This is a genomic window from Bacillus sp. FAU20 (assembly GCF_056033865.1).
This window is the reverse complement of sequence record NZ_JBVYHY010000022.1, coordinates 375220-397197: the sequence shown is the minus strand read 5'-3', so window position 1 is coordinate 397197 and position 21978 is coordinate 375220. Positions and strand designations below refer to the sequence as shown.

Genomic DNA, 21978 nt, shown 5'->3' with positions numbered 1-21978 from the left:
AAATTATATAAATGAAAACGTAAATGTTTCATAGGAAACATTTTATGGAGAATAGTCAATAGGCCTAAAAGGTGGTGGAATATGTATGAAAAATACGTTTTCTCGTTTATTTGGCTTTGGAGATAAAGAGAGCGAATTCGAATTACAAGACGAAAGCCATGAAGAGATAGATAAAAAGGTATATGAAGAAATACAAGAAATTCCGATAGTAAATATTACCCCTAACCGTTATCAACCAAGAACAGTTTTTGATGATGCGCGTATTGATGAGCTAGCATTAACAATTCGTACACATGGACTTATTCAGCCGATTGTTGTAAGGCAATATGAGGATGATAAGTACGAGATTATTGCTGGAGAAAGACGTTTTCGCGCGGCAACAAAGTTAGGTTGGGAAAAGGTTCCTGCAATTATAAAGAACTTAAATGATACAGAGACAGCTTCTGTAGCTTTAATTGAAAACTTGCAACGTGAGGAACTAACGGCAATTGAGGAAGCTGTGGCATATCAAAAGCTGATTGAGTTACATAATTTAACACAAGAAGCATTGGCACAACGACTTGGAAAAGGACAATCTACAATCGCAAATAAGTTGCGATTGTTAAAGTTGCCTGAAGAAATAAAAAGTGCATTATTAGAAAAAAGCATTACAGAACGTCACGCCCGCGCTCTCATTCCTTTAAAAAATGAGGAATTACAACTGAAGGTTTTACAGGAAATTGTGGAGAAACAACTAAATGTAAAGCAAACAGAAGAACGAATTGCGAAGTTACTAGAGGAAGCGAAACCGAAGCGTAAGGCAAAGCAAAAAGCAGTAAGTCGAGATACGAGGATTGCTATGAATACAATTAGACAATCTTTACAAATGGTTACTGAAAGTGGTTTGAATGTTAATTCTGAGGAAGAAGAATTTGATGAGTACTATCAAATTACAATTAAAATTCCAAAGAAAAAATAATAATGACGTGCTAGAGACCTTATCCTATTGGAGAGGTCTCTTTTACTATATTTTCTTGTTAAATGAAGAAGGAGTTTAGAAATAAATTTTGAAGTTTAATAAAGGACGTAAAAGAAAAAGTTTTATTTCATGTTACAATAAACGTAATTGTTACTAGAATAAGATAGAAAGGTTGAAAGTAGGTGACATCATGGGAAAAATCATTGCTATTGCTAATCAAAAAGGCGGTGTTGGAAAAACAACAACATCTGTTAATTTAGGGGCTGGATTGGCGCAAGTAGGTAAAAAAGTCCTTCTTGTAGATATTGATGCTCAAGGAAATGCAACGACTGGTGTGGGAATTGAAAAATCTGAATTAGATCAATGTATTTACAACGTTCTTGTGGAAGATGCAGATGTTCAAGGGGTTATACAGAAAACCGCAACTGAAAACTTAGATGTTCTACCCGCTACAATTCAATTGGCTGGTGCTGAAATTGAATTGGTACCGACTATTTCCCGGGAAGTACGTTTGCAAAGAGCATTACAGCCAGTTCGTGCTGAATATGATTATATTATTATCGACTGTCCCCCATCTTTAGGATTATTAACGATTAATGCATTAACAGCAGCAGATTCTGTTATTATTCCTGTACAGTGTGAATATTACGCACTAGAAGGGTTAAGTCAGCTATTAAATACAGTTCGACTTGTACAAAAACATTTAAATAAAAATTTAGCAATTCAAGGCGTATTGTTAACGATGTTGGATGCCCGTACAAATTTAGGGATCCAAGTTATAGATGAAGTGAAAAAGTATTTTAGGGATAAAGTATATCGCTCAATTATTCCGCGTAATGTACGCTTGAGCGAGGCTCCAAGTCATGGGAAACCTATTATGCAGTATGACGCTAAATCAAGAGGAGCAGAAGTATATATAGATTTAGCAGAGGAAGTGATTGCAGGTGGCTAAAGGATTAGGAAGAGGAATTAATGTGTTTTTTCCTGATTTAGATGTGAAAGAAGAGGAAACAATTCAGGAGATTCTTGTAACTGAATTAAGGCCAAATCCATATCAACCGCGTAAACACTTTAATAAAGAGGCGATTCAGGAATTAGCAATTTCGATTAAGGAACACGGTATTCTACAACCATTAATTGCTAGGAAGAGTATTAAAGGATATGAAATTGTTGCAGGTGAAAGACGATTTCGTGCTGCAAAAGAAGCCGGTTTAGAAAAAGTACCTGCGGTTGTAAGACAATTAACTGAACAGCAAATGATGGAATTTGCTTTGTTAGAAAACTTACAACGAGAAGATTTAAATCCTATGGAAGAGGCAATGGCATATCAGATGTTAATGAATGAGCTAAATGTAACGCAAGAACAATTAGCGAAACGTCTTGGTAAAAGCAGACCTTACATTGCAAATTATACTCGGTTATTAAGCCTACCTTCTTTCGTACAAGATATGATTGCAAATGGTCAACTTTCAATGGCTCATGGGAGAACTTTACTTACGATAAAAGATGAAGAACAATTGAAGTCCTTATTGAAACGCATTGAAAAAGAAGGATTAAATGTTCGTCAATTAGAGAAAATCGTTCAAGAGATTAATCAACACGTTTCACGTGAAACAAAAAAAGTGAAAAAAGAGCGGAATATATTTTTCGTAGAACGTGAAACGTTCTTAAGAGAAAAGTTTGGCACAGATGTGAAAATTAAAGAAACGAAAAAAGAAAAAGGTAAAATCGAAATTGAATTTTTCAATAAAGAGGATTTAAATCGTATTTTAGAATTATTAGCGCAGAAAAACTAAAAAGCAAACCATCTTATTATTTATAGATGGTTTGCCTTTTTTAATACAGATAATTTTTGATCTGTTTCTTTTATACTTTGTGCAATTACATCAGCCATTTTCATGACTAAACTTAATCTTGTATTTTGCAGGACGAAAAACTCCATAAAACCGTTTAGATTTACGATGCCATGAATATGTAAATCACCAACTGCAGGTAATTTCTTGTTCATTGCAGCTCCAGGTTTACTAGGCCCCATTCCGGTAGTGATAGAACCGATACTTTGAGATTTTCCTAAACAGGCATCAACAGCAATTATAAATGCAGTAGGATTTTCTTTCTGTATATTCTGAATTTTCTCCTCTAAATTTAGCGCATGTACTGGCTCATCTAGTGTACCGAATACTTGGAAGTTTTGGATGTCTATTTGTTCAAGTTTTGTACCAACTAACGGGCCGAGTGCATCACCTGTAGAGCGATCTGTTCCGATACAAACGAGAATGATTGGTATATTAGTTTTAATAGGAATATGGGTAAGTAAGAAATTACTGATTATCTCAGAGGCTTCTAGATCTTGGTGCATAACGTTTTGAGTTTCTTTCTCAAAAAATGGTAAGCGAAAACTGCCAATGTTCATGAAGCACCCATCCTTTTAATAAATTTTCAATATATGTTATATGGTGAGGAAAATGGAAAGTTATAATTGCGTAATTTTTGCAAAATGTGAATGAAAATGGAAATAATAGTACTAGTATATATATATTCGTTCCATTTTATACCTGGATATCGGGGATAAAATAGGATTAAAATCATAAAATTTTTTCAGCAATTAGGGGACTTCTGATACAATAATAAGGGTAACTAAAAAGAAAATTTAGCTAGAGAGGTAGAGGTACATGGATTTATTAGCGAAGTGGTTTAATTCTATGAAACAGTATTTATTAGATGCTGATCGTTGGGCTCATATTGGAGTTGCGACATTAAAAATATGCATTATTTTAATAATTGGTGCGGTTGTTGTGCGAATTGCAAGAGCGGTTGTACGAAATGCGTTTCGTATGGGAAGTCGTTCTCCAATTCAAATTTCAGAACGTCGTACAGTTACAGTAGCAAAGTTACTTGAAAATATCGTGGCATACGTTGTTATGTTCATTATGTTAATTGCGATTTTAGGTGTGTTTAATATTAATGCATCAGGTTTATTAGCCGGTGCTGGGGTAATTGGTTTAGCTGTCGGATTTGGCGCTCAAAGTTTAGTGAAAGACGTTATTACAGGTTTATTTATTTTGTTAGAAGATCAGTTTTCAGTTGGTGATTATGTTAAAATCGGTCAATTTGAAGGAGTCGTTTTAGAAATTGGACTTCGTACAACGAAAGTAAAGAGTTGGACAGGTGAAATTCATACCTTACCAAACGGAAGTATTATTCAAGTTACTAACTACTCAGTTAGTAATAGTGTAGCGTTTGTTGATATATCTATTTCATATGAGGCTGATATTGCGAAAGCAGAGCAAGTTATTGAAGATTTATTAGTAGAATTACCTTCAAAGTACGAGAAAATGGTAACAACACCTCAATTATTAGGTGTGCAAACATTAGCTGCCTCAGAAGTTATATTACGTGTTATTGCTGAAGTAGAGCCGATGCAACATGCAGTTATTGCAAGGGCACTTCGTAAAGAGATTAAAAATCGTCTTGATTTACATGGAATTGAAATTCCATATCCACGTATGGTTTTATATAATCGTGAAGAATTAGTTAGTGGAAAAGCAATTTAGTATGGAGAGGAGTTTGGAGAGTGGAGCAAAAGGAATATAACTTGTATGATGTTGTGGAAATGAAGAAAGCCCATCCATGTGGCGAGAATCGTTGGAAAATTATTCGTATGGGAATGGATATCCGCATTAAGTGCGAGGGGTGTGACCATTCAGTAATGATTCCTCGAAGAGAGTTTGATCGTAAGGTGAAAAAAATACTTGTGAAGCACGAAGAATAGAGCGAGAGTAACAGTTACAGTAGGTAACTGTTACTTTTTTTCGTTTGGCGGAAACTTGTCATTTTTTTCGTTACTATCTATAATGATGAAAGATTGAGACATAGGAGTGAAAAATATGGGATTAACGGCTGGGATTGTTGGATTACCTAACGTAGGGAAGTCAACTTTATTTAATGCAATTACACAAGCAGGAGCAGAATCTGCAAACTATCCATTCTGTACAATTGATCCAAACGTAGGGATTGTAGAAGTACCAGATGAGCGTTTAAATAAATTAACGGAATTAGTAGAACCGAAAAAAACTGTTCCGACTGTATTTGAGTTTACTGATATTGCGGGTATCGTAAAAGGTGCTAGTAAAGGTGAAGGATTAGGAAATAAATTCTTATCGCACATTCGCCAAGTAGATGCAATTTGCCAAGTTGTTCGTTGTTTTGAAGACGAAAATATTACGCACGTTTCAGGGAAAGTAGATCCGATTGATGATATTGAAACAATCAACTTAGAGCTAATTTTAGCGGATCTAGAATCTGTTGATAAACGTATCGAGCGTGTTGCAAAATTAGCAAGACAAAAAGATAAAGAAGCAGTATACGAGCATGAAATTTTAGTTCGCTTAAAAGAAGCTTTTGAAGAGGGCAAACCGGCTCGTACTGTTGAATTTACAGAAGAGCAAATGAAAATCGTTAAAGGCCTTCATTTACTTACAACGAAAGAAATGCTATACGTAGCAAACGTAAGTGAAGATGATGTTATGGATCCTTCTGAAAACAAATACGTAAAAATGGTAAAAGAATTTGCTGCAAATGAAAATTCTCAAGTAATCGTTGTATGTGCAAAAATCGAAGAAGAAATCGCTGAACTAGACGAGGAAGAGAAAAAAGTATTCCTTGAAGAACTAGGCATTGAAGAATCTGGTTTAGATCAATTAATTCGTGCTGCATACAATTTATTAGGACTTGCTACTTACTTCACGGCTGGCGTTCAAGAAGTACGTGCTTGGACATTTAAACAAGGAATGAAGGCACCACAATGTGCTGGTGTTATTCATACAGACTTTGAACGTGGATTTATTCGTGCAGAAACAGTTTCTTACGATGACTTAATGACAAACGGTTCTATGACAGCTGCAAAAGAGGCTGGAAAAGTACGTTTAGAAGGAAAAGAATATATCGTAAAAGACGGAGATGTTATGCACTTCCGTTTTAACGTTTAATTTAATATTTCCTAGGAAAAATAAAGATATGAGCTTGGCAAATATATTATATGTTTGCCAAGTTTTTTATGTATTGGTGAGTTGATTCATATAACTTACTATGATATAATCTAAACTCGTGAGTAATTACTATAAATTAATTGCTCCTTGCCCATTACGGGCCGTTTAGACCAAAAGGAGGTGAAAGTGTAATGAGAAAGTACGAAATTATGTACATCATTCGTCCTGGCGTTGAAGAAGAAGCTCAAAAAGCTTTAGTTGAACGTTTTGCAGGTGTTTTAACAAACAATGGTGCAGAAATCATTAACACGAAAGAGTGGGGTAAGCGTCGTTTAGCTTACGAAATCAACGACTTACGTGAAGGTTTCTACATGATCTTAAACGTGAAATCTAACGCAGAAGCGATTAACGAATTCGACCGTTTAGCTAAGATCAACGAAGATATCCTTCGTCATATCGTTGTTAAAGAAGAAGAAAAATAATTGATATATAAGGGAGAGTGGTTCGATTGATGAATCGTGTTATCCTCGTTGGTCGTTTAACTAAGGACCCTGACTTACGTTACACGCCCAATGGTGTTGCAGTAGCTACTTTTACGTTAGCTGTGAATCGCGCATTTGCCAATCAACAAGGTGAGCGTGAAGCTGACTTTATTAATTGTGTAATATGGCGTAAACAAGCAGAAAACGTAGCAAATTATTTGAAAAAAGGTAGCTTAGCAGGCGTAGATGGACGTCTTCAAACTCGTAATTACGAGGGACAAGATGGTAAACGTGTATACGTAACAGAAGTTCTTGCGGAAAGCGTGCAATTTTTAGAGCCGCGTAATGGCGGTGGGGAGCAACGTGGTTCATTTAATCAGCAACCATCAGGAGCTGGTTTCGGTAACCAAGGCTCTAACCCATTTGGTCAATCTAGTAATTCAGGTAACCAAGGTAACTCTGGATTTACGAAGAATGACGATCCATTTTCAAATGTAGGTCAACCGATCGACATTTCCGACGACGATTTACCGTTCTAATACAGTAAATTTGTTAGTTTTAACAAAGAATGGAGGGAAATAGACATGGCAGGACGCAAAGGTGGACGTGCGAAACGTCGTAAGGTGTGTTTCTTCACAGCTAACGGCATCACTCGCATTGACTATAAAGATGTTGATTTATTAAAACGTTTCGTTTCTGAGCGTGGTAAAATTTTACCTCGTCGTGTAACAGGAACAAGCGCAAAATACCAACGCAAACTTACAGTTGCAATTAAACGTGCTCGTCAAATGGCACTTTTACCATATGTTGGTGAATAATAGCGTATGAAATGCACAGTAGAGTCGGACTCTACTGTGCATTTTGCTATGCTTTTCTTTTTTGAAAGAGAGGTTAAAATGTGAAACAAACAAAGTTTATTACAGAAGGTGCAGCATTATTAGCTATATATGCAATTTTATTGCTTATATCTATGTATGTTCCGATTTTGGGTACAGTTGTAACTTTTGCGTTGCCGTTACCATTTATACTATTAATAATAAGACATAAACTATCTAATGTGCTCTTGGTTTTTGTAGCGGCACTTTTTGTTACTATTATTGTGAGTCAACCGCTGAATTTAGTGAAGACAATTATGTTTGGATTGATAGGCATTGTTTTAGGATATATGTATAAAACAAGAAAAAAGCCAGTGGAAATCTTAATAGCGGGGACGCTTGCATACTTAATTGGTTTTGTACTTATTTATGTTGCAAGTATAAAGTTTTTCAACATAGATATAATGAAGCAAATGCAAAGTATGTTTAGTGAAAGTATGGCGAAAAGTGAAAAGATAGTAAGTGCTACTGGTATGCCGATTAGTAAGGAACAAAAGAGTTACTTGCACAAATGAATGATATATTACAATCGTTACTTCCGAGTATACTTGTGCTAGTTTCAGTATGTTTTTCTTGGATTACAGTGATAATATCAGGTAGTGTTTTGAAAAAGTTAAAATATGAAGTTATATCTTGGCCTAAATTTAAAGATATACAATTACCAAAGAGTATCATTTGGTATTACGTTATATTTATTTTATTAGCAACTTTTATAAAAGTAGAACCAACATCATATTTACATATGGTATTTTCTAACCTAAATGTAATATTTGCACTATTGCTTGTACTGCAAGGCCTAACATTTATCTCCTTTTTAGCGTATAGAAAAGGTTTTACTAAAGGGGTTCCTATTATTAGTTTTATTGCATGCATGTTTATTCCGATGCTGTTTCCTCTTGTGACAATCTTAGGTATAATTGACTTAGGGATTTCATTGCGTTCTAAAATAGGTGGATAAAATAATATTCCTTATACTATTTTAATCTGTTTAACTAACTGGAAGGTGAGTTAGTTTTACTTTATAGGAGTTGTATACATGCCTGAATTTGATAAGAAACAGTGGTTTTTATATCCTGTTTATGTATTGGCATTTTTTGTGTTTGTGCTCATTTCAATTCTCTGTTATTTTCATTTAATTATGGGAATAGCTGCTTTTGTCATTTTTTGTATTGTATTCTTTATCGTTATACGATTTGAACTTAATTTTCAAAGGAATTTCGAAAAGCATACGACAGATATGATTACAAGAGTAAAGAAAGTAAGTAATGAAGCATTTAACCAAATGCCGATTGGTATTTTGTTATACAATAAGGATTATGGGATTGATTGGGCAAATCCTTATTTATCTTCATGTCTGGGACAGCATGCATTAGCTGGATGGCACCTTTACGATGTATCAGAAACATTACTTCTTTTCATTAAAGGAGAAACTTCTGATGATATAGTCTCTTTAAATAATCGAAAGTTTCGCGTTTTTGTAAGGAAAGAAGAAAAGTTAATTTATTTCTTTGATGTAACGGAACAAACAGAAATCGAAAAGATGTACGAGGATCAAAGGACTGTTTTAGCTGTCATCTATTTGGATAATTATGATGAAGTTACACAAGGATTAGATGATCAACTACGTACGAATATAACAAGTCTTGTGACATCACGACTAAATGAATGGGCACTTAAGTATGGTGCATATTTAAAACGTGCATCTTCAGAAAGATTCTTCGTTGTGCTAAATGAAAGTATTCTGACGCAGATGGAGAAAGGGAAATTTAGTATTTTAGATCAGGTGCGTGAAGAAACATCTAAAAGGAATATACCACTTACATTAAGTGTCGGTGTCGGATCAGGTGATTTACCTTTATCAGAGCTTGGAGCAATGGCTCAATCTGGTTTAGACCTTGCGCTTGGGCGTGGGGGAGACCAAGTAGCTATTAAACAAGCGACAGGTAAAGTTAAGTTCTATGGAGGTAAGACAAATCCGGTTGAAAAACGTACCCGTGTACGCGCTAGGGTCATTTCGCATGCGTTAAAGGATTTAGTATTAGAAAGTAGTAATGTCATTATTATGGGGCATAGGGCTCCCGATATGGACGCAATTGGTGCTGCGATTGGTATTTTAAAAGTTGCTCAATTAAATGAGCGTAAAGGATATATTGTGTTAGATGAAAATGATTCCGATAAAGGAATTAAGCGCTTGATGGACAAAGTGAAACAAAATGAGGAGTTATGGTCTCATTTTATTACTCCAGAGCAAGCGATGGAATTTGCAAATGATGAGTCGTTACTTGTTGTTGTCGATACGCATAAACCTTCTATGGTGATGGAGCAAAAACTGTTACATAAAATTGAAAATGTAGTAGTTATTGATCATCATCGCCGTGGAGAAGATTTTATTGAAGACCCATTGCTAGTTTATATGGAACCATATGCTTCTTCAACGGCAGAATTGGTTACAGAATTACTTGAGTATCAACCTAAAAATTTAAAGATGACAATGTTAGAAGCGACGGCATTGTTAGCGGGTATTATTGTCGACACGAAAAGTTTCACGTTCCGGACAGGGGCTCGTACATTTGATGCTGCTTCTTATCTGCGCTCACATGGTGCAGATACTGTACTTGTACAAGAACTTTTAAAGGAAGATATGGATCAGTATTTACGGGTTGCAAAAGCTATAAAAAATGCGTACATTTATAAAAATGGAATTGCGATTGCTAAAGTTGGTAGTGATGATTACTACGATCAAGTGCTTATTGCGCAATCAGCAGACACGTTATTAACGATGACAGGGATTATTGCATCATTTGTTGTTGCAAAACGTGGCGAGAATCTCATTGGAATTAGCAGCAGATCTTTAGGTGAAGTGAATGTGCAGCTAATTATGGAAAACTTAGGCGGTGGCGGGCATTTGACGAATGCAGCCACACAAATGAAAAATGTTACAGTAGATGAAGCTGAGGAGAAGCTTCGATTTGTTATTGATGACTATTTACAGGGAGGCACACAATCATGAAAGTAATTTTTCTAAAAGACGTAAAAGGTAAAGGTAAAAAAGGAGAAGTAAAAAACGTACCGGATGGCTATGCAAATAACTTCTTACTAAAACAAGGATTAGCTGCTGAAGCAACAAATAGCAGTATGAAAACTTTAGAAGCTCAAAAGCGTAAAGAAGAAAAAGATGCAGCAGCAGAGCTTGAAAATGCAAAAGAGTTAAAAGAGACTTTAGAGAAATTAACTGTAGAATTAAAGGCGAAATCTGGAGAAGGTGGCCGTTTATTTGGTTCTATCACAAGTAAACAAATCGTGGATGCAATGCAAAAATCACACAAAATTAAGCTTGATAAACGTAAATTTGAAATGGACGATGCAATCCGCGCGTTAGGTTATACAAACGTTACTGTGAAATTGCATCCACAAGTAACAGCAACAGTAAAAGTTCATGTTAGTGAACAATAAAAATAAATTAAGCAAGGAGGATTGCGTATGAGTGATGTACTTGCTGATCGTACCCCTCCGCATAATATAGAGGCTGAGCAGGCGGTTTTAGGGGCCATATTGATTGATCAAGATGCGTTAACTTCAGCATCAGAGTTATTGGTACCTGATTCGTTCTATCGAACGAAACATCAAAAGATTTTTGAAGTCATGCTTGGGTTATCTGATAAGGGAGAGCCGATCGACTTAGTAATGATGACATCAGCAATGGCTGATCAAGGATTACTAGAAGAAGTTGGTGGGGTTTCTTACTTAGCAGAGTTAGCAGAAGTTGTGCCAACTGCAGCTAACGTAGAATATTACGCACGCATCATCGCTGAAAAGGCGCTTTTACGTCGTTTAATTCGTACGGCAACTCATATTGTATCGGATGGATACGAGAGAGAAGATGATGTAGATGGTCTTTTAAATGAGGCTGAGAAAAAAATATTAGAAGTATCCCATCAAACGAATGCAAAAGCATTCCAAAACATTAAAGATGTTCTTGTAGATGCTTATGACAAAATTGAACTTTTGCATAATCAAAAGGGTGAAGTTACTGGGATACCAACTGGGTTTACTGAATTAGATAAGATGACAGCAGGTTTCCAACGAAATGATTTAATTATCGTGGCAGCACGTCCATCAGTAGGGAAAACGGCATTTTCATTAAATATCGCACAAAACGTAGCGACGAAAACGGATGAAAATGTAGCGATTTTTAGTTTGGAGATGGGTGCCGACCAGCTTGTTATGCGTATGCTTTGTGCAGAAGGGAATATTGATGCACAAAGACTTCGTACTGGTTCATTAACTTCTGATGATTGGGCAAAGTTAACAATGGCAATGGGGAGTCTCTCGAATGCTGGTATATATATTGATGATACGCCAGGTATTAAAGTAAATGAGATTCGAGCAAAATGTCGTAGATTAAAGCAAGAACAAGGTCTTGGTATGATTTTGATTGACTATTTGCAGCTTATTCAAGGAAGTGGGAAATCAGGAGAAAACCGTCAGCAGGAAGTATCAGAGATTTCTCGTACCTTAAAAGGGATCGCACGTGAATTGCAAGTGCCTGTTATTGCTTTATCACAGTTATCTCGTGGTGTAGAATCTCGTCAAGATAAACGCCCGATGATGTCTGATATTCGTGAATCTGGAAGTATTGAGCAGGATGCCGATATTGTAGCTTTCCTATATCGTGAAGACTACTATGATCGAGAAACGGAAAACAAAAATACAATTGAAATTATTATTGCAAAACAGCGTAACGGTCCAGTAGGTTCAGTGGAACTTGCATTCGTCAAAGAGTTCAATAAGTTCGTTAACTTAGAACGTCGTTTTGAGGATGGACATGCTCCACCGGCATAAAGGCAGTATAAAAAAGAAACACATTTCTTATAATAAGATGTGTTTCTTTTTTTTTATAAGAAAGATAAGGCTTTCATAAGTTAAATATATAATTCTTACGAACGAAAAAGTTTTTTTGTGAAAAAATGTTCGCTTTTCGGTTGACTTCTTTTTCGGTTTTGGTACAATTATATTGTTTGAATAGATCGTTTGAAAATTGCGGAGGTGCTTTAATAATGTCTTCAGTAGTAGTTGTAGGAACACAATGGGGCGACGAAGGAAAAGGTAAAATCACTGATTTTCTTTCTGAGCATGCGGAAGTAGTTGCAAGATATCAAGGTGGAAATAACGCGGGACATACAATTGTTTTCGGCGGAGTTAAATATAAATTACACTTAATTCCATCTGGTATTTTCTATAAAGAGAAAATTTGTGTAATCGGAAACGGATTAGTAGTAGATCCAAAAGCATTACTTGAAGAGTTAAAATACTTACACGATCGTGGTGTAAGTACTGATAATTTACGTGTAAGTAACCGTGCACACGTTATTTTACCTTACCACTTAAAACAAGATGAGTTAGAAGAAGCAAGTAAAGGTGATAACAAAATCGGTACAACGAAAAAAGGTATCGGTCCTGCATATATGGATAAAGCTGCTCGCATTGGTATTCGTATGGCTGATCTTTTAGACCGTGAAGCATTTAAAGAGAAGCTTGAGCGCAATTTAGTAGAAAAAAATCGTTTATTTGAAAAAATGTATGATACAGAAGGTTTCACTGTAGAAGAAATTTTCGAAGAGTACTTCGAGTACGGGCAACAAATCGCGCAATATGTATGTGATACGTCTGTTGTATTAAATGATGCATTAGATAATAATCACCGTGTATTATTTGAAGGTGCACAAGGTGTTATGCTTGATATTGACCATGGTACGTACCCATTCGTTACATCTTCTAACCCAATTGCTGGTGGTGTAACAGTTGGAACTGGAGTTGGTCCTGCGAAAGTTACTCGCGTTGTAGGTGTATGTAAAGCATATACAAGCCGCGTTGGTGATGGTCCATTCCCTACTGAGCTTCATGATGAAATTGGTCATCAAATTCGTGAAGTTGGTCGCGAGTATGGAACGACAACTGGTCGTCCACGCCGCGTAGGTTGGTTCGATAGCGTTGTTGTAAGACATGCACGTCGTGTTAGTGGTTTAACGGATCTATCATTAAATTCTATCGACGTTTTAACAGGTATTCCAACTCTTAAAATTTGTGTTGCTTACAAATACAATGGCGAAGTTATTGATGAAGTTCCAGCTAACTTAAACATTTTAGCAAAATGTGAGCCTGTATATGAAGAGCTTCCAGGTTGGGAAGAAGATATTACTGGTGTAAAATCATTAGATGAACTTCCTGAAAATGCACGAAAATACGTAGAACGTGTTTCTGAGTTAACAGGAATTCAAATATCTATGTTCTCAGTTGGACCAGATCGTAACCAAACAAATATTGTTCGTAACGTATACGAAGCTTAATTAATATTTTTTAGAAAAAACTCATGTCCGCATGAGTTTTTTCTTATTCTTTTATAAAAAACGAAAAAAAGTATTGCAATAAATACAGAATACATGTTATGATACATCTTGTCGTCACGAAAATATGACGTTGGTGAGTATGAGCCATTAGCTCAGTTGGTAGAGCATCTGACTTTTAATCAGAGGGTCGAAGGTTCGAGTCCTTCATGGCTCACCATTTTATTTTTCGTGGCCCGTTGGTCAAGTGGTTAAGACACCGCCCTTTCACGGCGGTAACACGGGTTCGAATCCCGTACGGGTCATGTTTTTTTTTGCTTATTTTTGGTCCCGTGGTGTAGTGGTTAACATGCCTGCCTGTCACGCAGGAGATCGCCGGTTCGACCCCGGTCGGGACCGCCACTTTTGTTTATACCACCATTAGTGGTTTTATATATAGTTTTGGCTCGGTAGCTCAGTCGGTAGAGCAGAGGACTGAAAATCCTCGTGTCGGCGGTTCGATTCCGTCCCGAGCCACTCTCAGGATATTAAGTGGGCCCACTTAATATCCTTTTTATTTATGTAATTTTACAAAACTGAGTAGTTATTTTAAAATAGAACGAGGAGCCTCTAGCAGTTGAAGCTAGAGGTTTTTCTATAGATCGTATAGGATGCCGTGTAAAAGTGGATCATACATGAGTCTATGAGAATAGAGGAGAAAATACTTAAACAAAGGATGCGGTCATATAGGACATACTATGTAAACATCAATATGTTTAGGGATTATTGACCATATTTTTATAAGGAGGAAATAGACGATGATGGGAAAGAAAATTTTAGTAGTTGATGATGAAAAGCCGATTGCAGATATTTTGAAGTTTAACCTAGAAAAAGAAGGTTTTGAAATAGTAATGGCGCATGATGGTGATGAAGCAATTGAAAAGGCTAATGAAGAACAACCAGATATGGTTTTATTAGATATTATGCTACCAGGTAAAGATGGCTTAGAGGTTTGCCGTGAAATACGTAAAAGTTCAGAAATGCCGATTATTATGCTTACAGCAAAGGACTCTGAGATTGATAAAGTATTAGGGCTTGAGCTTGGGGCAGATGATTATGTAACGAAGCCATTTAGTACGAGGGAATTACTTGCTCGTGTGAAGGCGAATTTACGCCGTCATCAACAAGGTGGTGCTGCAGAAAAAGAGGAAAATACAGAAATGGTTATTGGACCAATTGTAATTAATCCAAATGCATATAGTGTAACGAAGCGAGAGGAAAACATCGAGCTTACGCACCGTGAATTTGAGTTGCTACATTATTTAGCGAAACATTTGGGACAAGTTATGACACGCGAACATTTATTACAAACAGTTTGGGGTTATGACTATTTTGGAGATGTGCGCACAGTAGACGTAACAGTACGTCGTTTGCGTGAAAAAATTGAAGATAATCCAAGCCATCCTACTTTAATTGTAACTAGACGTGGAGTAGGGTATTACTTGCGTGACCCAGAGCAGGAATAGTATATGAAGAAAGTTGGTTTTTTTCAATCTATTCATTTAAAATTTGTGCTTATATATATGCTATTAATATTAATAGCGATGCAAGTTATTGGAGTGTATTTCGTAAGGGAATTAGAGAAGAGCCTAGTACAAGGTTTTAGGGATTCTTTAACGCAGCAAACAAACTTATTATCATATAATTTGAAGCAAGAGTTTAAAAAAAGTTATACAAAAGCAGAAACAGAGTCAACAGATGAAACGATTAAAACTTCAATTCGAAAATTTGCCTCTGATCAGAAGAAAGTTATACAAGAGGTAAGCGTATTTGATTCGCATAGAAAGTTACTGGCTATTTCAGATGAATCAAAGCAGAATAAGGTGAATCGAACATCAACTGATATAGCTGTTCAGCGAGTGTTAGTACAAAAAAAGCCGGAAGTGAAAATTGAGAAGGATGGTAGTACAGGTCATCGTGTTCAAGTTATGCTTACTCCGATTCTAGATGATAACGGTAAGGATGCGCTTGGTGTTATTTACATTGTGGCATCTATGGAAGATGTATATAAACAAATGAAGGATATAAACCAAATTTTTGCTACTGGAACAGTAATTGCTTTATTAGTAACGGCCGTACTTGGAATTTTATTGGCTCAAACAATTACAAGACCAATTTCAGATATGCGGAGACAAGCAATCGAAATGGCAAAAGGAAATTATTCGAGAAAAGTAAAAGTGCATAGCCATGATGAAATTGGACAACTGGCATTATCCTTCAATAATTTATCAAAAAAATTACAACAAGCTCGTTCTTCTACGGAAAGTGAAAGGCGTAAATTATCATCTGTTTTATCACATATGACAGATGGAGTAATTGCTACTGACCGAAAAGGGGATATTATTTTACTAAATGACCCTGCGGAAAAGATGTTAAATGTTTCTCGTGAAACAGCGCTCGATCAATCTGTTTTAGAGGTATTAGGGATACAGGAAGAATTTACGCTCGATCATTTATATGAAGAGCCAGATTCTGTTTTATTAGATTTTAGTACGAGAAACGAACCATATATTTTACGTGCTAGCTTCTCTGTTATTCAAAAAGAAACAGGGAAGGCAAATGGCTTAATTGCTGTACTATATGATGTAACAGAGCAGGAGCGTATAGAACGGGAACGCCGTGAGTTTGTGGCGAATGTCTCTCATGAATTAAGGACGCCATTAACGACGATGCGCAGTTATTTAGAGGCACTTACAGATGGAGCGTGGCAGGATCCGAATATTGCACCACAATTTTTAACGGTTACACAAGAAGAAACAGAAAGAATGATTAGACTTGTAAATGCGTTGTTACAGCTATCTAAACTTGATAGTACAGAGCACCGTTTAATGAAAGAATGGGTCGACTTTACTGATTTCTTTAATAATGTTATTGATCGCTTTGAAATGTCTAAAGAGCAAAATGTAAGTTTCAAACGATCTTTCTCTAAAAAATCTAGGTTTATTGATATGGATACTGACAAAATTACTCAAGTGCTGTATAACATTATTTCTAACGCATTAAAGTATTCACCAGAAGGTGGAACAGTAACATATCGTTTACGTGATCGCGGTGATTTATTAGAAATTAGCGTAAGTGACCAAGGAATGGGTATTCCAAAAGAAAACGTTGATAAAATCTTTGAACGTTTTTATCGCGTAGATAAAGCTCGTTCAAGACAAATGGGTGGTACGGGACTTGGATTAGCAATTGCAAAAGAAATGATTGAGGCACATGGTGGCTCTATTTGGGCGAAGAGTGAAGAAGGAAAAGGGACAACTATTTATTTCACGTTACCAATGGCAGCAGATGAAGAGGACGATTGGGAATGAGTATGGAAAACTTTAAAACAATAGTTTTAATTAACCTAGTTGTAATTAGCCTATTTCTTACTTTTAACCTATGGACGTATGTGCCAGATTCTACATCCATGCAAAACGCGAAATTTGTACAGGGGAATGAAGGAATGAACCAAACTAAAATTTCCGATGTTGTCCGTCCTACTTCTATCATCGTGCATAAAGATAAAAATCATTATGGGAGCAGAAGAGAGGCAGATATAGAATCAATCTATAAGCCTCTGGAAGTAGGGGAACTACATGGTTTTAGAGAGATATCAATCACTAAGGGTGATTTCCTTTCATATGTGCATGGTGAAGGGAAAGTTGAACTGGTTTTCCCTACCGACATCCCATTTGATGCAGTTAAATCCATGTTTAACATGAAAGAGAAGAGTACAGATAAGCCTAAACACTTTAATCGTATTCTCCTCGATCCTTCTCGAAGTAAGGATCAAGAAATTAAAATTAACTTTGTTTCTGATGGTGATAACTTTAAAATATATGAGGCAAAACTAAGTGGTGTGTATTTAAAAGATATTGTAAATGCCCAAAATCAATTTATAGTATCAGCAAAGCCTTATTTTGATTATCAACTCAATGATATGAAAAAGTTATTTTTACCAGATGGAACGACAGAGTTAAACAATATAACATATATTTCATCTAATTTAGCAGTTGATACGTTTAAGAATGCTCTGTTTAGTGATCCTCGTTATTTAAGTCCGATTACCGAGATGTCGAAAGAAACATTTACAGATGGTATTAGATCCATGGAAATTGAAAACGATCGTCACATGCTAAAGTATAAAAACTCTTCTGTCTTAACTGAGAAAACGATAGATAATTTAATGCTTTTACAAAAAAGCTTTGAATTCGTAAGTGGTCACAGTGGGAGTTTGGATTCATATCGTTTGGACTATATGAATAAAGGAGAGACAGTATTTCGTTTAAATGAAGATGGATATTCAGTATTCAATGAAGATGGATTAGCTGAATTGAGACAAATATGGGGATCAGAAGAAGTAATGGAATATGAAAGACCGCTGCTGTCTTTAAATACTAAAGGTATAGAACAGAAGGTTACTCTTCCGTCAGGGCATGTTGTAATAGCATCCCTAGAAAATAATCCAGAGATAAAGAAACAAGTAATTAAGGATATTGGCATTGGATACAAGTTATCACTAGATGGGCAAGTAGTTCGACTACAACCAATTTGGTATGTAAAGCTTGTTGAAGGTGAAACAGGTAAACAGAAAATCTATGAGTGGAGTGAGGGAGGACTAAATGGATTGGGATCGGATTAAAACCATATTTATTGTGACCTTTTTTGTTTTGGACCTCTTTCTCATTTTTCAATTCATTCAAAAGCAAGATAGTAATCAATTGGAGCTTATTGCAGAAACAAAGATAGATCAAGAATTAAAAGCAAACAAAATTACTATGGGGAATATCCCTAAAGAACCGAAAAAAGAGTCGTTTATTAGAGCGGAAAATAAAGCCTTTAAAGAAGAAGATATACAGTCTTTGAAAAATCAAACGGTGCATATACAAAATATGTATAAGATAGAAAGTAAGCTAAAAGAGCCTTTTTTAAATACGAAATCATTATCAAAAGATAAGTATAATGAATTTTTGAAGAACTATGTATTAGATGGACAAAAGTATGAATTTGGAGCGGTGAAAGACTCTAAAATTTATTTCTTTCAAAAATATAAAGATAAGCCTATTTTCTATAATAATCAGGCGATGATTGTTGTGGAATTAAATGAAAAAAATGAACTTGTTTCATATACGCAGACAATGCTAACTGATTTAAAAGAAATGGGCGAAGGTGAAAAAACGAAAGACCAAGAAATTATTACGGCTCAAACAGCTTTAGAAAATTTGTATTTAAAAAATAAAATTCATGGAAATACGCATGTTAAAGAAGCACAAATTGGTTATGCCACTCTTACCGCATCTACTTCTAATAACCAAGTACTTGCTCCAACGTGGAATTTAAAAACGGAGCAGAAGCAGGACTTCTTTGTGAATGCAATTGAAGGACAAGTTATGGAATTAGGGGAAAAGGAAAATCAAGTGGTGGATGAACATACTGGAGTGAGAAAGAATGGGGTTGCATTTTAGCGTACTTGCAAGTGGAAGTACAGGAAATATGCTATACGTAGGAACCGATGAAAAAAAATTACTAGTCGACGCAGGTTTAAGTGGTAAGGCAACAGAGGCTTTATTTAAACAGGCAGAACTGAATATAAATGATGTATCAGGTATTCTTGTAACGCATGAGCATAGTGATCATATTAAAGGATTAGGTGTATTGGCACGTAAATATCATCTACCTGTTTATGCGAATGAGAAAACATGGAATGCAATGGAACATTTAATAGGAAATATCCCAACTGAGCAAAAGTTCATTTTCTCAGTTGGGGATGTGAAAACATTTGGTGATATTGAAGTCGAGTCATTTGGAGTTTCTCATGATGCAGCAGAACCGATGTTTTATGCTTTCCATAATAATAATAGAAAATTAGCACTTATTACAGATACGGGATACGTAAGCGACCGTATGAAGGGCGTTATTAAGGGAGCTAATGCTTTCGTATTTGAAAGTAATCATGACGTAGAAATGCTTCGTATGGGACGTTATCCATGGAGCATTAAACGACGTATTTTAAGTGACGTTGGGCATGTTTGTAATGAGGATGCTGCATTAGCGATGGCAGATGTAATTACAGATGAGACAAAGCATATTTATTTAGCCCATTTAAGCTTAGATAATAACATGAAAGAACTAGCGCGTATGTCAGTATCACAAGTATTAGAGGAAAAAGGATTTGGGGTGGGTGAATCCTTTGAAATTCACGATACAGATCCAAAAATGCCTACAAAAATTCAATACGTATAATTCTTCATTTTAGTAAACAATAAAGGTGAATATAGTTGTTTTCAGGAAGATAGGTGAACAAATATGTCCTTTATTGATGAAGAAAATTATCGTATGAAACGTGCAGGAAAAAAGAAGCACAAAGGTATAGTTCTTTCTAGTATAGCGGGAACAATTGTAGGAGCTTCTTTATTTGCGTTTGGAGCGCCTTTATTTTCAAATTCTGCTGATACGCTTCCGCAAGCTGAAGCAAGCGGAAGTAATATGGCGGAAGCTCAAGGGATTAAACAGATTAGCTTTGTAGATGCTGTTGATCGTGCATCTGAAGCAGTTGTGGGTGTTATTAACATTCAACGAGATAACTTTTCAGAGGCAGATTCAGAGGCCGGTACAGGATCAGGAGTAATTTATAAAAAGACAGATGGTCAAGCTTATATTGTAACGAATAATCATGTTGTAGCTGGAGCGAATCGTATTGAAGTAAGTCTAAGTGACGGTAAGAAGGTTCCTGGAAAAGTATTAGGAACCGATGTAGTCACAGACTTAGCAGTATTAGAAATAGATGCAAAGCATGTGAAAAAAATAATTGAAATTGGTGATTCTAATACTGTTCGTAGAGGAGAGCCAGTCATTGCGATTGGAAACCCACTTGGGCTGCAATTTTCTGGAACAGTTACACAAGGTATTATTTCAGCTAATGAACGTATTGTCCCTGTAGATTTAGATCAAGATGGACATTATGATTGGCAAGTAGAAGTGTTACAAACAGACGCAGCGATTAATCCGGGGAATAGTGGCGGTGCACTTGTAAATGCAGCAGGACAATTAATTGGTATTAATTCAATGAAAATTGCTGCAAAAGAAGTAGAAGGAATTGGCCTTGCTATTCCGGTGAATAGAGCTGTTCCGATTATGAATGAACTTGAGAAGTATGGAAAAGTAAGAAGACCGTATGTTGGGATTGAACTTAGGTCATTAAATGAAATTCCAAACTATTATTGGTCAAAAACATTACATTTACCAGGTACTGTAACAGAGGGAGTTTGTATTTTGGATGTGAAAAGTCCTTCGCCAGGTGCGGATGCTGGTTTAAGAGAACATGATGTTATTGTGGCGGTAGATGGAAAACCGATTCGCGATATTATTGGATTCCGTATGGCCTTATATGATAAGGAAATTAATGATAAAATGACTCTTACGTTTTATCGTGGTACAAAAAGAGTAACAACAACAGTAAAATTAGGCATTCAAAAGTATTAAAAACAGGAGGGCCTACCTCCTGTTTTCTATTGTAGAAAAGTGAGGCGAAGAAAATGAATTTACCTTGTTGTTTAGAACATGTTGAATTAGCGTTAGATATTATTGTGGATGAGTGTGAAGTTGCGCCAGTTATCAACAATGTGGATAACTCAGAAAAAGAGAAAAAAACATGTGAATTTTGTCAAAATGAGGCGACATATGTTGTATCGAACACAGATTCCCATACAATATGTGGGTAGTATTTGTGGATATGTGGATAAGTTTTGTGGATAACATGTTTGTAAGGTGGAGGATGCGTGTGAATATCTCGATTATTTCAATTGGGAAATTAAAAGAAAAATATTTGAAACAAGGTATAGCAGAATACTTAAAACGATTATCTGCATACGCAAAAGTAGAAGTAATTGAATTGCCTGATGAAAAGGCGCCAGAAAATTTAAGTGAAGCAGAAATGTTAATTGTAAAAGAAAAAGAAGGTATACGTATACTGGATAAAATTTCTGATGACACGCATGTGATTGCATTAGCTATAGAAGGAAAGCAAAAATCATCAGAAGAATTTGCGGTAAGTCTAGATCGCCTTGCTACATACGGAAAGAGTAAAGTCGCATTTGTAATTGGTGGCTCACTTGGACTAAGCTCAGAAGTGATGAAGCGTTCAAATGAATCACTTTCTTTTTCAAAGATGACATTACCACACCAATTAATGCGATTAGTGTTGCTTGAGCAAGTGTATAGAGCGTTTCGGATTAATCGTGGGGAACCGTATCATAAGTAATGTATTTATGTAAAACACTGATATTATCATATTTATTTTATTATGCCTAT

The 21978-nt window shown here is 35.9% G+C and carries 22 protein-coding genes, 4 tRNA genes and 1 pseudogene; 26 read left to right on the top strand and 1 reads right to left on the bottom strand.

What is annotated here, in order from left to right:
• The first annotated feature begins 85 nt into the window (after window positions 1-85).
• From noc to spo0J, 3 genes are all read left to right on the top strand, one after another.
• Window positions 86-958, top strand: a complete 873-nt coding sequence (gene noc / locus AC0OM3_RS20280) for a nucleoid occlusion protein (RefSeq protein ID WP_000799016.1) — start codon at window positions 86-88, stop codon at window positions 956-958.
• A 190-nt stretch (window positions 959-1148) separates the two neighbouring features.
• Entirely contained in the window at window positions 1149-1910 is a 762-nt protein-coding gene (soj, locus tag AC0OM3_RS20275; RefSeq protein ID WP_474212827.1) for a sporulation initiation inhibitor protein Soj, read from the top strand.
• Window positions 1903-2754: a stage 0 sporulation protein Spo0J gene (gene spo0J / locus AC0OM3_RS20270; RefSeq protein WP_001051832.1), complete on the top strand. Its 852-nt coding sequence runs from the start codon at window positions 1903-1905 to the stop codon at window positions 2752-2754. Before soj ends, spo0J begins: the two co-directional genes overlap by 8 nt.
• Before the next feature lie 20 nt (window positions 2755-2774).
• On the opposite strand, the gene yyaC is transcribed toward spo0J, so the two are convergent.
• Window positions 2775-3371, bottom strand: coding sequence for a spore protease YyaC (gene yyaC, locus AC0OM3_RS20265; protein ID WP_061884826.1), 597 nt, complete (start codon window positions 3369-3371; stop codon window positions 2775-2777).
• 259 nt (window positions 3372-3630) lie between these two features.
• Here yyaC and AC0OM3_RS20260 point away from each other — a divergent pair, with 259 nt between their 5' ends.
• The 23 genes and pseudogenes from AC0OM3_RS20260 to rlmH all read left to right on the top strand — a co-directional run bounded on the left by AC0OM3_RS20260 (window position 3631) and on the right by rlmH (window position 21928).
• Entirely contained in the window at window positions 3631-4512 is an 882-nt protein-coding gene (locus AC0OM3_RS20260; protein WP_089149567.1) for a mechanosensitive ion channel family protein, read from the top strand.
• A gap of 20 nt (window positions 4513-4532) precedes the next feature.
• Entirely contained in the window at window positions 4533-4730 is a 198-nt protein-coding gene (locus AC0OM3_RS20255; protein WP_000435485.1) for a DUF951 domain-containing protein, read from the top strand.
• A 115-nt stretch (window positions 4731-4845) separates the two neighbouring features.
• Window positions 4846-5946: a redox-regulated ATPase YchF gene (gene ychF / locus AC0OM3_RS20250; RefSeq protein WP_000524671.1), complete on the top strand. Its 1101-nt coding sequence runs from the start codon at window positions 4846-4848 to the stop codon at window positions 5944-5946.
• 191 nt (window positions 5947-6137) lie between these two features.
• The gene (rpsF, locus tag AC0OM3_RS20245; protein WP_001233778.1) at window positions 6138-6428 is read left to right on the top strand and encodes a 30S ribosomal protein S6; all 291 of its coding nucleotides are present in this window, start codon (window positions 6138-6140) and stop codon (window positions 6426-6428) included.
• A gap of 26 nt (window positions 6429-6454) precedes the next feature.
• Entirely contained in the window at window positions 6455-6967 is a 513-nt protein-coding gene (gene ssb, locus AC0OM3_RS20240) for a single-stranded DNA-binding protein (RefSeq protein ID WP_000981966.1), read from the top strand.
• A 45-nt stretch (window positions 6968-7012) separates the two neighbouring features.
• Complete coding sequence (gene rpsR / locus AC0OM3_RS20235; RefSeq protein ID WP_000918873.1) at window positions 7013-7246, top strand: 30S ribosomal protein S18; 234 nt, start codon at window positions 7013-7015, stop codon at window positions 7244-7246.
• A gap of 80 nt (window positions 7247-7326) precedes the next feature.
• A pseudogene (locus AC0OM3_RS20230) lies at window positions 7327-8261 on the top strand (YybS family protein).
• A 78-nt stretch (window positions 8262-8339) separates the two neighbouring features.
• On the top strand, window positions 8340-10313 hold the full coding sequence (locus AC0OM3_RS20225; protein ID WP_061884823.1) for a DHH family phosphoesterase: 1974 nt from the start codon (window positions 8340-8342) through the stop codon (window positions 10311-10313).
• Window positions 10310-10756 (top strand): 50S ribosomal protein L9, encoded by a 447-nt coding sequence (gene rplI / locus AC0OM3_RS20220; RefSeq protein ID WP_000864228.1) that lies wholly within the window; start codon window positions 10310-10312, stop codon window positions 10754-10756. The genes AC0OM3_RS20225 and rplI overlap by 4 nt, the downstream gene beginning before the upstream one ends.
• Window positions 10757-10783: 27 nt before the next feature.
• Entirely contained in the window at window positions 10784-12145 is a 1362-nt protein-coding gene (gene dnaB / locus AC0OM3_RS20215) for a replicative DNA helicase (protein WP_001286148.1), read from the top strand.
• 215 nt (window positions 12146-12360) lie between these two features.
• Window positions 12361-13650: an adenylosuccinate synthase gene (locus tag AC0OM3_RS20210; RefSeq protein WP_000100238.1), complete on the top strand. Its 1290-nt coding sequence runs from the start codon at window positions 12361-12363 to the stop codon at window positions 13648-13650.
• A gap of 141 nt (window positions 13651-13791) precedes the next feature.
• Window positions 13792-13867 (top strand) — tRNA-Lys (locus AC0OM3_RS20205).
• 13 nt (window positions 13868-13880) lie between these two features.
• Window positions 13881-13952 (top strand) — tRNA-Glu (locus AC0OM3_RS20200).
• 21 nt (window positions 13953-13973) lie between these two features.
• Window positions 13974-14049: transfer RNA gene (locus AC0OM3_RS20195), tRNA-Asp, on the top strand.
• Between the two features lie 41 nt (window positions 14050-14090).
• Window positions 14091-14163 (top strand) — tRNA-Phe (locus AC0OM3_RS20190).
• A gap of 281 nt (window positions 14164-14444) precedes the next feature.
• Window positions 14445-15152 carry a cell wall metabolism DNA-binding response regulator WalR gene (walR, locus tag AC0OM3_RS20185; protein WP_000971865.1) on the top strand — a complete coding sequence of 236 codons (708 nt, stop codon included), beginning with the start codon at window positions 14445-14447 and terminating at the stop codon, window positions 15150-15152.
• A gap of 3 nt (window positions 15153-15155) precedes the next feature.
• Window positions 15156-16997, top strand: coding sequence for a cell wall metabolism sensor histidine kinase WalK (gene walK, locus AC0OM3_RS20180; protein WP_000755369.1), 1842 nt, complete (start codon window positions 15156-15158; stop codon window positions 16995-16997).
• The gene (locus AC0OM3_RS20175; protein ID WP_000061565.1) at window positions 16994-18310 is read left to right on the top strand and encodes a YycH family regulatory protein; all 1317 of its coding nucleotides are present in this window, start codon (window positions 16994-16996) and stop codon (window positions 18308-18310) included. The genes walK and AC0OM3_RS20175 overlap by 4 nt, the downstream gene beginning before the upstream one ends.
• Window positions 18291-19133, top strand: a complete 843-nt coding sequence (locus AC0OM3_RS20170; protein WP_000383738.1) for a two-component system regulatory protein YycI — start codon at window positions 18291-18293, stop codon at window positions 19131-19133. Before AC0OM3_RS20175 ends, AC0OM3_RS20170 begins: the two co-directional genes overlap by 20 nt.
• Entirely contained in the window at window positions 19117-19911 is a 795-nt protein-coding gene (locus AC0OM3_RS20165; protein WP_474212820.1) for an MBL fold metallo-hydrolase, read from the top strand. Before AC0OM3_RS20170 ends, AC0OM3_RS20165 begins: the two co-directional genes overlap by 17 nt.
• Window positions 19912-19974: 63 nt before the next feature.
• Complete coding sequence (locus tag AC0OM3_RS20160; protein WP_199718250.1) at window positions 19975-21150, top strand: S1C family serine protease; 1176 nt, start codon at window positions 19975-19977, stop codon at window positions 21148-21150.
• Window positions 21151-21203: 53 nt separating this feature from the next.
• Entirely contained in the window at window positions 21204-21389 is a 186-nt protein-coding gene (locus AC0OM3_RS20155; RefSeq protein ID WP_001052827.1) for a CxxH/CxxC protein, read from the top strand.
• 59 nt (window positions 21390-21448) lie between these two features.
• Window positions 21449-21928: a 23S rRNA (pseudouridine(1915)-N(3))-methyltransferase RlmH gene (gene rlmH, locus AC0OM3_RS20150; RefSeq protein ID WP_001027003.1), complete on the top strand. Its 480-nt coding sequence runs from the start codon at window positions 21449-21451 to the stop codon at window positions 21926-21928.
• Window positions 21929-21978 lie beyond the last annotated feature (50 nt).

Coding starts and splice junctions, on each gene's coding strand:
- walR (WP_000971865.1), top strand. CDS start 14,445: ATGATGGGAAAGAAAATTTTAGTAGTTGATGATGAAAAGCCGATTGCA.
- AC0OM3_RS20175 (WP_000061565.1), top strand. CDS start 16,994: ATGAGTATGGAAAACTTTAAAACAATAGTTTTAATTAACCTAGTTGTA.
- AC0OM3_RS20160 (WP_199718250.1), top strand. CDS start 19,975: ATGTCCTTTATTGATGAAGAAAATTATCGTATGAAACGTGCAGGAAAA.
- AC0OM3_RS20155 (WP_001052827.1), top strand. CDS start 21,204: ATGAATTTACCTTGTTGTTTAGAACATGTTGAATTAGCGTTAGATATT.
- rpsF (WP_001233778.1), top strand. CDS start 6,138: ATGAGAAAGTACGAAATTATGTACATCATTCGTCCTGGCGTTGAAGAA.
- soj (WP_474212827.1), top strand. CDS start 1,149: ATGGGAAAAATCATTGCTATTGCTAATCAAAAAGGCGGTGTTGGAAAA.
- ychF (WP_000524671.1), top strand. CDS start 4,846: ATGGGATTAACGGCTGGGATTGTTGGATTACCTAACGTAGGGAAGTCA.
- noc (WP_000799016.1), top strand. CDS start 86: ATGAAAAATACGTTTTCTCGTTTATTTGGCTTTGGAGATAAAGAGAGC.
- rpsR (WP_000918873.1), top strand. CDS start 7,013: ATGGCAGGACGCAAAGGTGGACGTGCGAAACGTCGTAAGGTGTGTTTC.
- walK (WP_000755369.1), top strand. CDS start 15,156: ATGAAGAAAGTTGGTTTTTTTCAATCTATTCATTTAAAATTTGTGCTT.
- yyaC (WP_061884826.1), bottom strand. CDS start 3,371: ATGAACATTGGCAGTTTTCGCTTACCATTTTTTGAGAAAGAAACTCAA.
- AC0OM3_RS20260 (WP_089149567.1), top strand. CDS start 3,631: ATGGATTTATTAGCGAAGTGGTTTAATTCTATGAAACAGTATTTATTA.
- AC0OM3_RS20170 (WP_000383738.1), top strand. CDS start 18,291: ATGGATTGGGATCGGATTAAAACCATATTTATTGTGACCTTTTTTGTT.
- dnaB (WP_001286148.1), top strand. CDS start 10,784: ATGAGTGATGTACTTGCTGATCGTACCCCTCCGCATAATATAGAGGCT.
- AC0OM3_RS20225 (WP_061884823.1), top strand. CDS start 8,340: ATGCCTGAATTTGATAAGAAACAGTGGTTTTTATATCCTGTTTATGTA.
- AC0OM3_RS20210 (WP_000100238.1), top strand. CDS start 12,361: ATGTCTTCAGTAGTAGTTGTAGGAACACAATGGGGCGACGAAGGAAAA.
- rplI (WP_000864228.1), top strand. CDS start 10,310: ATGAAAGTAATTTTTCTAAAAGACGTAAAAGGTAAAGGTAAAAAAGGA.
- AC0OM3_RS20165 (WP_474212820.1), top strand. CDS start 19,117: ATGGGGTTGCATTTTAGCGTACTTGCAAGTGGAAGTACAGGAAATATG.